This is a genomic window from Ktedonobacter sp. SOSP1-52 (assembly GCF_016587395.1).
The window spans coordinates 701,869-714,947 of sequence record NZ_BNJH01000006.1 but is presented as its reverse complement, the minus strand read 5'-3'; the positions used below and the strand labels follow the sequence as shown (position 1 = coordinate 714,947).

The window sequence follows — 13,079 nt, the reverse complement described above, 5'->3', positions numbered from 1 at the left end:
TCAATACAAGGCCCATTCTTTATTGAGACATTATGTTTCTATAAAGCGTGTAATCACCGGTAGATTTATAGGATCGCTAGGATCACGAACGATTGTGCCAATCATACATACCTGCGCTTGTAGAAGGTCCATTTTGAAAAAATGAAAGAATACAAGCTATGAGTAGTAATGCAGCAGCCAGCGGGCAGTTCGCAATTGGTGGAGACCTTACTGTCAATCGCCTGGGATATGGCGCCATGCGTATCACAGGAGAAGGCATCTGGGGTGAGCCCGCTGACCGTGAAGAAGCCCTCCGCACACTGAAACGGATTCCCGAGCTGGGCATAAACTTTATCGATACGGCAGATAGCTACGGTCCCGAGGTCAGCGAGAACCTGATTCATGAGGCGCTCTATCCTTACAAAGGTCTCGTGATCGCGACCAAAGGCGGTCTAACCCGGCATGGACCGGATATCTGGCTCCCGCTTGGGCGTCCCGAATATCTGCGCCAGTGTGTGCTGATGAGCATGAGGCGCCTGGGTATCGAGCGCATCGATCTATGGCAGCTCCACCGGATCGATCCCAAGGTCCCACGCGATGAACAGTTCGATGTGATCAAGCAGATGCAGCAAGAAGGTCTGATCCGGCATGCAGGTCTTAGTGAGGTCAATACGGAGGAGATTCAGGCTGCTCAGAAGTTCTTCCAGGTCGTCACCGTACAGAACCTGTACAACCTGGTGAACCGCCAGAGCGAGGAGGTCCTTGATTACTGCACGCGCACCAATATCGGCTTTATCCCCTGGTTTCCACTGGCATCGGGCAACCTGGCGCAGCCCGGCTCGCTGCTCGACGAGATCGCCCACAAGCACAATACCACGCCCAGCGGAGTCGCACTCGCATGGATCCTCAAACGCAGCCCGGTGGCATTGCCGATTCCCGGTACCAGCCGAGTCAAGCACCTGGAGGAGAATGTGGTCGCGACGAGCGTCACCCTTAGCGACGATGAGTTCAAGGCCCTCGACAAGCAAGGGAAGCGCGAGTGGCAAAACCAGGCGCAAAGTCAGACAGGTTAGGGAGGGATTGATGGTTAGATAAAGAAGGATTGCAGAGGGCTCACTTGGCAAAAGGCTGAGCATGGCTTACAATAGCTTGTGTCCTCTCTATACCAGGACACATACTATTCACAGCGAGGAGGCCTTCGCGCCGCAATGACTTCACAGCCTTCTACGAGCATAAAAATTCTGCTTGATACCGATATTGGCAGCGACATTGATGATGCTGTCTGCCTGGCCTATCTACTGGCTCAGCCCAGGTGCGATCTCCTGGGCATCACTACCGTGACTGGTGAGGCAGAGAAGCGCGCGAAGATGGCAAGCGCCCTCTGCACCATTGCGGGCCAGGATATTCCCATCTATCCTGGCGTGGAACAGCCCCTCCTCACCCCCATTCAACAACCGCTGTCCCCGCAGGCAGCCACGCTCGACCGCTGGGCACACACGCACGACTTCCCCCAGGGCGAGGCGATCACCTTTATGGAGCAAACCATTCGCTCTCATCCGGGCGAGGTTGTTCTGCTCGGCATTGGTCCAATGACTAATATCGCTCTGCTCTTTGCGACCTATCCCGATATCCCTCAACTTCTCAAGGGCCTGGTGCTGATGTGCGGACAGTTCGCTCCATCTGGACGCGAATGGAACGCCCTCAATGATCCCTATGCGGCTGAAATCGTCTATCGCGCAGCTGCGCCCATCCATCGCTCTATTGGCCTAGATGTGACGATGCAGGTCCGTATGGCGGCCTCGGAGTTCCGCCAGCGCTGCACACATCCCCTGCTACGCCCGGTCCTGGACTTCGCGGAGGTCTGGTTCGAGCGCGCCGATATGGTGACTTTCCACGATCCCCTGGCGGCGGCAACCATTTTTGAGAGCGCGCTCTGCACCTTCTCACCTGGCACTGTCTCGGTCGAGATTAAGGATGAGGCTAAATCCGGGCAGACCTACTGGCAGCCCGGTGGCGTTCGCGCGCGCCACGAGGTAGCCCTCTCCGTCAATGCCGAACGCTTTCTTGAACACTACTTCCACGTCTTTCAATAGGATGATGGTGTTGGTGGGTTGCCATAGGCAACCCACCAACACCATCATCCTATTGCTGAAGATGCCCCTTGCGCAGTACATATTCTTCCCTCTAACAGCCTGATCTTCCTATTCTATTATATAGAACTTGACCAATATAAGGGTTCTCAAGTACATTGAGGCATAAGGATACAGTGCGCTGATCTCATATATCTACATTGACCAACTCCACCAAATTATTTGCAAAAAATTTCATGAAATTAAAGGACTTATGGCATGCCGATGATGGATCTCAACCCAAACAAGCCGGGAGGCCAGGGCCACACACCTCTCCCAGAGAGTATGGGCCAATTCCCTTCAGAATCCGCCAGCTTCTCTCATAATCCTATTTCTGAGCATGGAATGTTCCCAAATACAACAGGTTCCGGGACCAATCCTCAACGCTTCAATCCCGTCACTGACCCAGGGGTAAACCCGTTATTTCCTTCGCCCGAGCAGCCCAAAGCCACCCGTCAACTGGTGCCAACATACAGAGAGACTAATGCCAGTGACAACAAAATGACAGTTCAGCGCGAGCCTGTGGTCATCAAACCGGCTGGGATTAAGGGTGGGATTCCCCGTCCACCCCAGGGACGCAGGATGGTCATTCAGATCGCGGTGGCCTCGCTCCTGCTCGTCATTCTGGCTGGAACATTGCTCGCCACCATTCCCCTGGGGTTCGCCAATGGAAAGACTGGCCTCACCACCATTCTTTCGAGTAGCGGCCTCTACGATACGAAAAACGATAATTCCACACTCCTAGCACAACAGGCCGCAACCGCGACCGCGGTGACGCAGGATGGCTTTGATGCCGGCAATCAGGCCTATGTCGGTGTCAACCCTGGGCCCGCCCTCGGCGGCTCGGGCAATCGTTTCTTCCAGGGACAGTGTACCTACTGGGCGGCCTATCGCTTCCACCAGCTGCATGGCATATGGGTACCCTGGCTTGGCAATGCCTGGGAATGGCTGGGGCAGGCCCAGAGCTACGGCTGGAAAGTCTCTGCGCAACCAACAGTGGGCGCAATCGTTGTGCTCCAACCAGGTGTACAGGGCGCGGGCGGCTACGGACACGTAGCCATCGTTGAATCGATTAACTCCAATGGAACGGTCCATACCAGCAACTATAACTGGTATATGGGCGGAGGTGGCTTTGGCGTGCTCTCCTACTGGGACTTCTCCTATCCTGGCTATCCCGGCATCGCCTTTATTACTAACTAACCATTATCTCCTAAAAAGAGGTGTAGGAGCTCGACTCTCACCTCTTTTTTTATGCATGGACCAGGGGCATCAAATAGGCCAGGAGCACCGCCTTCAACTCCTCAAGCAGGCGCACACGCTCCTCCCCTTCAACTGCCATAGCCAGGGCCATCAAGGCCTGGAAAATAGCGACGCAGACATGGGCGCAACGCAGGCACTGCTCCTCATCCAATTGGGGTGCGCGCACCGCAAGCAGGGCCACAATACGCTCAATGACCTCCTGGCGCAGCTCCTGAGTCGCCTGCTCAACGTCAGAGAAAGACTGCGATCCAAAGAAGAGCGGGCGAAAACCAGCGTGCGCCTCCCGCAGCTTCGCCAGACCCTGAATCAGGTGATCGAGAAAACTTGCGAGTGGTAGCTTATCCGCATCCACCGAGAGCGTTTGTGCGAAGAAGGCCCGCAACTCCTCGACATAACGTGCCACAATCGCGCGCAAGATGGCCTCTTTATTGGGAAAAAACTGGTAGAGCGAGCCAATTGACGTCTGCGCCCGTGCGGCTATCAGGTTCGTCGTCGCATCCCCATACCCTTTCTCTGAAAATACCTGTTCCGCCGCGTCTAGCAACTTATCGATTCGGCGCTGCCCCCGCGCCTGCTGGGGCATACGACGCAGAGAGAGTTCCTTAGCCACGTGAGACTCTGCCTCCTATTAACGCTTCCTGCATACCTCTTGACAATATGAGTAAATGCTCATATTCTTAAGGGAGAAGAAGTGAGCTTCTACTCATATTTTAGCGCTCCTATTGTAGACCAGATATGGGTAGCTTGTCTACGTTATAGGCAAGGAGAAGAGGATTATTCTTATGCAGCAGTTCAATGCGCTTCCAGGCCCCAGGGGGCTTCCTCTCGTGGGCAATGCCCCTCAGCTTCAACGCAATCCACTCGCTTTTATGCGCTCTACGCGTGCGCAGCATGGGCACCTTGTGCGCCTCTCCCTGGCTGGCACACCTGTCGTCTGCGCCTATGCGCCAGAGCATGTGCTCTACTGCCTGACAGAACATCCACGCGACTTTACTTCGCTCCAAAGCCAGCAACGCAGCAATATGCGCGAGGTCCTGGGCGAGGGCTTGCTGACGACTGAGGGCGAGATCCATCGCCAGCAGCGTCGCCTGGTCCAGCCAGCCTTTCATCGCCAGCGCATCGATCAATATGCCGATGTGATGGTGCGCTATACCGAGCAGATGCTCGAGACCTGGCAACCGGGACAGGAGCTTGAGCTGGCCTCCGCCATGCAGCACCTGACCCTGCGTATCATCGTGCACACCCTTTTCAGTGTTGAAGAGCTCTCCCAGGCCAATCAGCTCAGCGAGGCCTTTACAGCGGTTATTGGGCGTCCGCCTCAGAGTCTGGGCAGGCCACGCGTGCTCTCACGCTTCTCAGCCCAGACACGCGACTTCAATCGCGGCAAGAAGGCATTGGACGACTTTGTGTACGGGCTTATTCAGCAGCGGCGCGCAACGGGTGGCGATAGGGGAGACATCCTCGATATGCTGCTCACTGCCCAGGAGGAGGGCCAGGGCATGAGCGATTCCCAGGTCCATGACCAGGTGATGACACTGGTGGCCGCAGGCCATGAGACGACCCAGAATAGCCTCTGCTGGACATTCTATCTCCTGGCTCAACACCCAGAGATTCGCCAGAAGCTCCTGCTGGAACTCCACACGGTACTCGCTGGACACACCCCAACCGTCGCCGACCTGGCACGCCTCCCTTACCTGGAATGGGTCATGAACGAGTCCTGGCGCGTGCTACCTCCCGTCTGGCGCATGGGACGACGCGCCATCCGCGACTTCACGCTCGGAGACTACCACCTGCCTGCAGGGACTATCGTCCTCTTGAGCCAGTGGGTCACCCATAACGACGCGGAGATCTGGCACGATCCCCAGGAGTTCCGACCCGAGCGCTGGGACCCTATCCAGGGTGAGAAGGTGCCACGTGGCGCCTACTTCCCCTTCGGCCTGGGACCACGCATCTGTATCGGCATGCCCTTCGCGCAGATGGAGACCAAACTCTTGCTGGCCACGATCCTGCAACGCTACACGCCCGAACCTGTGCCAGACCACCCCATCGAACTGCTGCCACGCGTCACCCTCCGCCCAAAGCATGGCATGCGCGTGACGCTCAATCCGACCAGTATCCAGGAGCAGATGGTAAATTACAGGTTATGAGGTTGCAGGTACTGTTGCAGATGGCTGCGTTCCCACGCGAACCAGCGTTTGAGCACTGTCCGTAGCGCAAAAATTGCTGCGAACATGGCTATCTGTCTCCATGACCGTAGCTCAATAGTTTTGAGCAGCGTTCCAGCCAGCTTAAAACTTAAGCCAGTAATGATACCATCGGCCACTATCAGCCGCGCTACGGTCACCTGCCCGGTCTTGAAGAGAACCACAAGACTCTTAAGCAGATACGCGATGATGAGCAAAGCGCCAATAAATTCAATCATAGCTGCCCAGAGGCTAAACGTTACAAGATGGGTCAGGTTCATTGGGGCTTTCTCACCTCCGTTTGGAGCGGCACTGGCGGCTGTATATGAGTTGGCGGGCGGTGCCCCGGTGCTTGCGGATAGCGTTGCGCCGCTCGATCTATTTCCTGCTGTAAGAAGTAGTTCAGGAGCGTACGTATCGTCGCGATGGCGGCGAGCTGACCAATTTCGGTCCAGGAAGGGGCAATGGCGGTACGCAGAATATCAGCACCCAATTCAAACTCCAGCGCCAGCGCCAGCCAGCGGCCCAATCCCAGGCGAATATACTCTGTGTATGGCTCCTGAACTCCTATCTGCTGGCCTGGTTTGTGTAAAACCAGGCGCAGGGCATGAAAGGTGGCTTGTAGAGCGGCAAAGGCAACAAGGAGGCCAGCGATGGCCTCAACGCCTGAAGCAAGATACCCCGTCCAGATTTTAAACAGTTCTTCCATACACAAACACTACATTCTACAATAAGCAAGTCAGCCCAGGCCTGGCTGCTACGCTCCTGGGCTCCGTTTAGCCAAAGCCAGGAACCCAGGACCAACTCTTCGATATTTAATGTGCGATCACCAGGTCGCTATGACTTACACGATGACGGAAGGCCCAGTAGTTCCAGATCTGGTAGGCCAGGATAAAGGGGAGCAGCCCCAGGGCAATTCAGCTCATCAGCATCAAGGTATAGAGGCTGGAAGGTCGATTCCAGAAAGAAGAAAGGCTCATTGCCAATATAAGAAAGCGTGTGGCTGGTTCGCGATGCGAACCAGCCACACGCCTTTTTTTACATCTCATCTATTTTTCGAAGGGCTGAAGGTACTCTCTCTCTGCCTCCCACATCTCATCAAAGAGCTCGCTCAACTCAGCAGGCGAGCAGACAGCGGCGCTCAGTGGATCGAGCATCAGCGCATAGCGGGCCGCCTCCTTGTTCTTGCTGAGCAGGGCCTCACACATTAAGGAGTGAACGGCCATGTGGCTGCGGTTCAGAGCCGCGAGCTGCTCTGGCAGTGCACCAAAGTGGGTGGGCTGGACACCATTGCGGTCGACGAGACACGCGACCTCAACACTACCATCCGGCAGGTTATCAATGAGACCCGTATTGCGCACGTTTCCATAGATCACCTGGGGCCGATTCAATGTCACACCCTCAATGATGTATGAGCCATATTCATGACTGCGATGGAAAGGTAGCTCGGCGCTACCATCAAGCATCTTCTGAATGCTTTCATCGTTCTTACGCCGCCACTCAGGCCAGTTGTTGGCATAGAAGCCGGTCTCGCCCAGATAGCCCGCGCGGCCATAGCGCTCAATCAGCTCTGGCCGCTTGCGGAAGTAGGGCACATACTCAGAGAAATGACCGCTGCTCTCCGTGACAAAGGCGCCAAAGTAGCGCGTCATCTCGAAGCGCACGGGATCCTTCTCATAGATCTCGCTCTGTTGAATGCGCTCCAGCAGCAATGGATAAGCATCCTTCCCCTGGTAACGCAGCTCGGTAAACCAGGCATTATGGTTGATGCCCGCACACTTCCATTCCAGGTCCTCATATGGCACGTCCAGATAGTTCGCGAGCTGTTTGGAGCTTCCCTGTACGCTATGGCAGAGGCCCACTGTACGCATGGAGGTGCCTTTGAGAGCCGCGTAGGTCAGGATCGACATTGGATTGGTATAGTTCAATACCCAGGCCTCGGGACACAGCTCTTCCGCGTCCTGCAGAATATCCAACCAGGCAGGACCAGTGCGCAACGCTTTGAAGATGCCGCCGGGTCCGATGGTATCGCCAATGCACTGGTTGATCCCATACTTCATGGGAATATCGAAGTCATGGCGTACATTCGCCAGACCTGCCACTTCAATTGTATTGACGATAAAATGGCTGCCGGGCAGCATTTCGCGCCGCTCGGTAGAGCTCTGCACACGCCAGTGCTTGCCACTATGTGCCACCAGTTTCTCTGCGATATTGTGAGCCAGTTGCAAGCGCGTAGCATCGATATCAACCAGCGCAATCACACCCTCGTCCAGTCCCTCAATATGAAGAACATCTGTTATCAACTGGCGCGCAAAAACGGCACTGCCCGCGCCAATAAAAGTAATCTTTGGTGAACGTATAGGCATAATTATTGCCATCTCCTTCCTTGGGAAAGCGTAGTGAACATTCATTGTCCCCACCTGTACAAGAGCGGCCTCCCCACTCCGTTAAAGCGCACACGTGTGCGCAAATCACTAAAAAAGAGAGCCTAGACTGACAGGGCCGGACCCGTCGATTGGCGCGCAATGAGCTGGGTTGGCAGGATGAGCGGAGCAAGATGCTGCTCGCCCTGAATCAGGCGCAACAGCAATTGAATCGCGCCGCGCCCCATCGCGACGCGGTCCTGGCGCACCGTCGTCAAGCCAGGATCAGTGTAGGACGCAAGCTCCAGGTCATCAAAACCGCTCAGGGAGACGTCTTCTGGCACATGCAAGCCCCACTCACGCAGCGCTCGCAAGATCCCAATGGCCATCAGATCACTCCCCGCGATTATCGCGGTAAAGTCACGCCGCTCAGAGAGCAGCTGTGCTGCCGCTTCGTAGGCTTGCTGCATGTTCCAGCCCGACTGGCGTACCAGGCCAGGATCGAGGCTGTGGCCCGCTGAGGCAAGAGCCTGTTGCGCACCAAAGAGGCGCTCCATACCAAACATATTGCTCGACGGACCAACAAAGAAGGCCACACGCTTATGGCCCAACGCAAGCAAGTGTTCTGTCACCTGGCGCGCTCCGCTGACATGATCACCCTTTACATAGGTCGCGCCTGGTCCCTGACCCACAGCATCGATAAACACCGTTGGGATGTGAGCTTGAACCAGGGCTGGAATACGCGGGTCCGTGGAGCTAAGCGCTAGCATAACTGCACCCGCAACCTGCCGTGTTTGCAGCGCACGCACATAGCTCTCCGGAGTACGCCCCAGCGGACGCGAGGGCTGAAGCAGGTCATAACCGGCGTTCGCCGCTTCCTCTTCGATATACTTCAGTACATCGAGGTAGAAGTAGTGCTTGGTTTCGCCCAGGCGCGAGAACGAAAGCCCTTCTTCTACGTGAAACAGACCTAACGCAATCGTACGTGAGCGCTGGCGCACCATACTCTGCGCCACCACGTTTGGTTCGTAGCCCAACGAGGCCGCAGCCTCTAACACGCGCTGGCGCACCTCTTCACTGATACGACCCGACCCACTGAGCACGCGTGAGACCGTTGTTCGCGATACACCAGCCAGGCGCGCGACCTCCTCACTGGTCACCATGCTCAACTCCTCCTACTAATTGCGCACACGTGTGCATAGATATATAGCAATTATGCACTTTGAGAAGCTTGCTTGTCAAGGTATCGGAACATCTTTTAGCGAGCTTCTCAAAGCCCCCCGTCAGCGCCTACTTTTCCGCCTTCAACACGCTTTATTATATGTTAATATATATTATTAATTGTTTTAGATACTGGTATTTCCTATTTCACAGAAGGAGTTAAAAATGCGAGGGCTTAACAACAAAGTTGCTGTGGTAGCAGGAGGGGGTGGCGGCATTGGTGCTGCAACGGCTATCAGACTTGCGGAAGAGGGTGCAACTGTGGTAGTTGGCGACCTGGATGGAGGGGCAGCGCAGGCAATTGCCACTCGTATCCAGGAAAATGGCGGACGCGCTATCAGTGTTCAATTCGATATGAGCGATGATGCGTCTGTCGGCTCACTCGTGAAGGTCGCCATTGACACCTATGGTGGTCTGGACTTAATGCACGCAAACGCAGCAGATTTCTCGCAAATTTATCTAGATACTGATGTTCTGACAGTGCCCCTTGAAATTTTTGACCGCACACTTGCAGTCAACCTCCGTGGTTACGTGCTCTGTACCCGTCATGCCCTACCAGAATTGCTCAAACGCAGAGGAGCTATCGTCTATACGACATCAGCCGCTGCATATATTGGAGAGCCAGAGCGTGTCTCTTACGGTGTGAGTAAAAGCGGAATTAATGCGCTTATGCGCCATGTTGCTTCTCGCTGGGGTAAGGAGGGCATTCGTGCCAATGCTGTCGCACCTGGTCTCGTTCTGACAGAAAAAACGCGGGACACAATACCAGACGAATTTAAGGCTTATGCGATTAACTTAACCAGAAGCACTCGCCTCGGTGAACCTGCGGATATCGCGGCCATGGTAACCTTCCTCTTCTCCGATGACGGTGCCTGGATCAATGGACAAGTCATCAGCGTCGATGGTGGGGCGACACTTCGCTGACATCTCACTTCTGAGACCTCTAAAATGGCTAGACCCTTCATCCTTTTCTTTCTCAAAAGGACGGAGGGTCTAGCCATTACCCTATGCATTCCTAATAAGGCAAAGACCAGAGGCAACGATTACCGGCCTGCGACCTGAATCTTGTCGACAACGGGAACGATATCGTTCGCCAGGATCTCGAAGGTCTCGGGCTCATGAACATTGCCCAGGCTGAAAATGGCGTGGTCAATGCCCAACTCGGCCAGTTTGCCAAATTGGTCGATGGCGGCCTGTGGACTCAATGTGCCATCGCGTCCATCTTTAGTGAGCACCATCTGGTCGAGCGTTGTCTTCTCAATCTGCTCATAGGGGCGCTTGAGGTTGGCACAATGCTCGCGCAGCACATTCAGCTTATGCTTGAGCGCCTCATCCCCCATACGCGCGAAGAAATTGCAGGCATCGCCGTATTGGGCGATCATGCGCAGGGTCTTCTTCTCGCCGGTTCCGCCAATCAAAATGGGTGGATGTGGCTTCTGCACTGACTGCGGTGAGTTCAGCGGACGCGTAAGTTGATTATATTTGCCTTCAAATGGCCTTTGATCGCCCGTCCACATCTGGTGCGCGATCTGCAACGTCTCTTCCAGGCGCTCAAAACGCTCCTTTAACGGTGGGAAGGGAACGCCCAATCCCAGGTGCTCCTCTTCATTCCAGGCCGCGCCAATGCCTAAATAGGCTCGTCCCTGAGAGAGGACATCCAGGGTCGTCGCAGTCTTCACCAGAATGCCGGGATACCTGTAGGTGACACCAGTCACCATCGTTCCAAGCTTGATCCGCTTGGTGCGTCCAGCCGCGAAGGCCAGAGCGCTCCAACCTTCCAGCATTTCGTTCTCTGCCGGGCCAACGAAACCAATCTGGAAAAAGTGGTCCATGACCCAGAAACTATAGAGGCCCGCCGCGTCAGCGCGCTCCGCGATCTGACCAAAGGTCGCACCAAGCTCATTCTGCCCATTGGGCCATGTAAAATTAGGAACCTGTAAACCCAGGCGCATGTTATCTTCTCCTTAGTTTTATGTGTAACACTCTAGATTCTTCATAGTGAGAAATCTAAAGCACCTGCGGCGCTCTGCGCGATTGAGGAGATATACGCTGCCTGCTGTGTTCGTAGCAGGCAGCGTATATCTCCTCAGCCAGACAAGATACCCCAGGCAGGCTACACACTCTCAGCACATAGCCATATGAATTGCCATAATATAACTATAATCGGTGCGCAGGCAAAACACACTGGCAAAATCAACAGCATTAAACTGGGAAAATGGGATGCCTGCATACCTGTCTATTTCTACAGGCAAGCTCTCATCATCTACTATAATGAAACGCCTAACCTGAGAGCTCCCCGTGCTACAGCGGTGGGGGTTCCAGAGGTTCGTTCCACGCTTCCAGTCTTGCATGCCGAAGCCGAAAGGCTGGCTCTAGTGGTGGTTCCCCTGGACTTTCGGGCAGACGCGCTCCAGCTCTGGAAATGCCAAAGCTTCGGGGCAGAGCCTGCCCTTCTTTCGCGCGTTGTGCGGTGCGCTCGTGTGCTGCCATCAGGCGCGCTTGCGCACCTTCCCAATACCCCTGGTATCGGGCACACGAGAAATAGGAATTCTTTTCGATGATGATGGTGCTGCCCAGCGCGACCACTTGATGCACCTTGCGACCATGCAGACTCTTGCGGTAGGCTGCCAGCTTGCGCTCTTTGGTGGCCTTGTGCCGTCGCGTGACCTGATAGCGCTTACTCTGCTTCCATCGCAGCTTCTTTCGACCCTGTTTCTTGATGCGCCCCTTTTCGTCGTAATGCTCAGGATTGGCCGCTCGCCTCTGCCGATCCATCTGCCGCTGCAAGCGGCGAATGGCCCTGGCATCGGGAGCGAGATCCGCACAGAACACCTCCAGGCTCGCCTCTCCTTCCTGGGGAACGAGCGCCAAGGCCGAGGGCCCCAGATCCCCTCCAACGGTACCCGTGCCAACCATGTGCTTGGGTTTGTGGTGGGGCTTGCCTTCCAGTGCCAATTGGACCACGTAGCGATAGCCCTGTGCATCAGTTCCGGCGGCTCTAGGGCTACTGGTGGGACGTTGGATGAGGCGAGCGTACTTGATGCGGTGCTTGAGGCCATGGGTCACCACCTCATCCTTCCAGTCGATGAGGGTGGGCACCTGGTCTCCGTTCCAGAGGAGAAAGCCTGCGTTTCCGGCTTCGGGTGGTTGCAGGACAAAGCGCAGGCTGGTATCGTTGCGCTTGTTCTCGATGCTGGAGAAGCCGCGTCCTCGGCTTTTGAAACGCACGCGTGTGGCCTTACCCAGGCAGACGCGGTTGAGTGCACGATAGGCACGGGTGACCAGCGTTTACGCCAGCACCGCCTCGATATGCTCGGCAATCCAGCCCACGCGCAAGCCTTTGACAGCTTCGTGCAAGGCCGCTTCCGTGAAGCCATAGGTCTTGCGCAAGGTGGAGAAGGCGGCGGCTCGTTCGGCTTTCTGGGTGCGAGGAATGCTACGAGCCATGTGCCAGGCAGGATCAGCCCGCATGCAGCGCAGGCGCTGTTGCCCCTGGGAGAGGATGGCATTGTAGAGCTGGCGAGCGGCTTCCAGATGGGCACGCAAGCGGGAGGCTTGCCCTGCATCGACGACCAGGGGCAGTTCGAGCAGAAAGGTGGGGGTCGCAGGGCGCTTCTCCTGCTGCTTTCTCTTCTTCTTATGCTCTCATGGTTGCATTGGCATTTTCTTCCTCTCACACCTGTATATCCATGCTGATACGCCTATTCTAGCAGAAGATCAGAAAGAACACAAGTTCTTTTAACTCTGCTTCTATCTCTAGTGAAAACTGTTTCCAAGTCTGATTCATGGTTGCCATTACTTTGTTTTGTGCCTCTCGCCTTTCTTTCTCTTGCTTCACCCTGGTAACAATGGCTCTACATCTGCCAAAGCAATAAAGAAGCCTCTCAGTAGGTAATGAACACGAAGCGGATATGTTGAACGTCTGGAAGTGCCGCAGTGTTGGA

11 protein-coding genes and 1 pseudogene are annotated in these 13,079 nt (G+C 55.3%); 5 read left to right on the top strand and 7 right to left on the bottom strand.

Annotation, left to right across the window (positions count from 1 at the left end):
* Positions 1-158 precede the first annotated feature (158 nt).
* From JMJ16_RS48290 to JMJ16_RS48280, 3 genes are all read left to right on the top strand, one after another.
* The gene (locus tag JMJ16_RS48290) at positions 159-1,052 is read left to right on the top strand and encodes an aldo/keto reductase (protein WP_201393306.1); all 894 of its coding nucleotides are present in this window, start codon (positions 159-161) and stop codon (positions 1,050-1,052) included.
* Between the two features lie 135 nt (positions 1,053-1,187).
* Entirely contained in the window at positions 1,188-2,072 is an 885-nt protein-coding gene (locus JMJ16_RS48285; protein ID WP_201393304.1) for a nucleoside hydrolase, read from the top strand.
* Between the two features lie 255 nt (positions 2,073-2,327).
* Positions 2,328-3,308 (top strand): CHAP domain-containing protein, encoded by a 981-nt coding sequence (locus JMJ16_RS48280; RefSeq protein ID WP_201393302.1) that lies wholly within the window; start codon positions 2,328-2,330, stop codon positions 3,306-3,308.
* 49 nt (positions 3,309-3,357) lie between these two features.
* On the opposite strand, the gene JMJ16_RS48275 is transcribed toward JMJ16_RS48280, so the two are convergent.
* Complete coding sequence (locus tag JMJ16_RS48275) at positions 3,358-3,978, bottom strand: TetR/AcrR family transcriptional regulator (RefSeq protein WP_201393300.1); 621 nt, start codon at positions 3,976-3,978, stop codon at positions 3,358-3,360.
* Between the two features lie 172 nt (positions 3,979-4,150).
* Here JMJ16_RS48275 and JMJ16_RS48270 point away from each other — a divergent pair, with 172 nt between their 5' ends.
* Positions 4,151-5,515 (top strand): cytochrome P450, encoded by a 1,365-nt coding sequence (locus JMJ16_RS48270; protein ID WP_201393298.1) that lies wholly within the window; start codon positions 4,151-4,153, stop codon positions 5,513-5,515.
* On the opposite strand, the gene JMJ16_RS48265 is transcribed toward JMJ16_RS48270, so the two are convergent.
* The 4 genes from JMJ16_RS48265 to JMJ16_RS48250 form a co-directional block, all read right to left on the bottom strand.
* Positions 5,503-5,832: a DUF1622 domain-containing protein gene (locus JMJ16_RS48265; protein ID WP_201393296.1), complete on the bottom strand. Its 330-nt coding sequence runs from the start codon at positions 5,830-5,832 to the stop codon at positions 5,503-5,505. The two genes, JMJ16_RS48270 and JMJ16_RS48265, sit on opposite strands and share 13 nt — an antisense overlap.
* On the bottom strand, positions 5,829-6,260 hold the full coding sequence (locus JMJ16_RS48260) for a DUF1622 domain-containing protein (RefSeq protein WP_201393294.1): 432 nt from the start codon (positions 6,258-6,260) through the stop codon (positions 5,829-5,831). The genes JMJ16_RS48265 and JMJ16_RS48260 overlap by 4 nt, the downstream gene beginning before the upstream one ends.
* A 340-nt stretch (positions 6,261-6,600) precedes the next feature.
* Positions 6,601-7,917, bottom strand: coding sequence for an alpha-galactosidase (gene melA, locus JMJ16_RS48255; RefSeq protein WP_236602049.1), 1,317 nt, complete (start codon positions 7,915-7,917; stop codon positions 6,601-6,603).
* Positions 7,918-8,039: 122 nt separating this feature from the next.
* Positions 8,040-9,077 (bottom strand): LacI family DNA-binding transcriptional regulator, encoded by a 1,038-nt coding sequence (locus JMJ16_RS48250; RefSeq protein ID WP_201393291.1) that lies wholly within the window; start codon positions 9,075-9,077, stop codon positions 8,040-8,042.
* Between the two features lie 223 nt (positions 9,078-9,300).
* On the opposite strand from JMJ16_RS48250, the gene JMJ16_RS48245 reads away from it, so the two are divergent.
* Positions 9,301-10,059, top strand: coding sequence for an SDR family NAD(P)-dependent oxidoreductase (locus JMJ16_RS48245; protein ID WP_201393289.1), 759 nt, complete (start codon positions 9,301-9,303; stop codon positions 10,057-10,059).
* A 119-nt stretch (positions 10,060-10,178) separates the two neighbouring features.
* Here JMJ16_RS48245 and JMJ16_RS48240 read toward each other — a convergent pair whose 3' ends face one another.
* Complete coding sequence (locus JMJ16_RS48240) at positions 10,179-11,087, bottom strand: LLM class F420-dependent oxidoreductase (protein WP_201393287.1); 909 nt, start codon at positions 11,085-11,087, stop codon at positions 10,179-10,181.
* A 349-nt stretch (positions 11,088-11,436) separates the two neighbouring features.
* Positions 11,437-12,726 (bottom strand): annotated as a pseudogene (locus tag JMJ16_RS48235) (transposase).
* Between the last annotated feature and the right edge of the window lie 353 nt (positions 12,727-13,079).

What these genes read in the sequence shown, in the direction of transcription:
- JMJ16_RS48290 (WP_201393306.1), top strand. Translation starts at nt 159, where the DNA reads ATGAGTAGTAATGCAGCAGCCAGCGGGCAGTTCGCAATTGGTGGAGAC.
- JMJ16_RS48285 (WP_201393304.1), top strand. Translation starts at nt 1,188, where the DNA reads ATGACTTCACAGCCTTCTACGAGCATAAAAATTCTGCTTGATACCGAT.
- JMJ16_RS48280 (WP_201393302.1), top strand. Translation starts at nt 2,328, where the DNA reads ATGCCGATGATGGATCTCAACCCAAACAAGCCGGGAGGCCAGGGCCAC.
- JMJ16_RS48270 (WP_201393298.1), top strand. Translation starts at nt 4,151, where the DNA reads ATGCAGCAGTTCAATGCGCTTCCAGGCCCCAGGGGGCTTCCTCTCGTG.
- JMJ16_RS48265 (WP_201393296.1), bottom strand. Translation starts at nt 5,832, where the DNA reads ATGAACCTGACCCATCTTGTAACGTTTAGCCTCTGGGCAGCTATGATT.
- JMJ16_RS48260 (WP_201393294.1), bottom strand. Translation starts at nt 6,260, where the DNA reads ATGGAAGAACTGTTTAAAATCTGGACGGGGTATCTTGCTTCAGGCGTT.
- melA (WP_236602049.1), bottom strand. Translation starts at nt 7,917, where the DNA reads ATGCCTATACGTTCACCAAAGATTACTTTTATTGGCGCGGGCAGTGCC.
- JMJ16_RS48250 (WP_201393291.1), bottom strand. Translation starts at nt 9,077, where the DNA reads ATGGTGACCAGTGAGGAGGTCGCGCGCCTGGCTGGTGTATCGCGAACA.
- JMJ16_RS48245 (WP_201393289.1), top strand. Translation starts at nt 9,301, where the DNA reads ATGCGAGGGCTTAACAACAAAGTTGCTGTGGTAGCAGGAGGGGGTGGC.
- JMJ16_RS48240 (WP_201393287.1), bottom strand. Translation starts at nt 11,087, where the DNA reads ATGCGCCTGGGTTTACAGGTTCCTAATTTTACATGGCCCAATGGGCAG.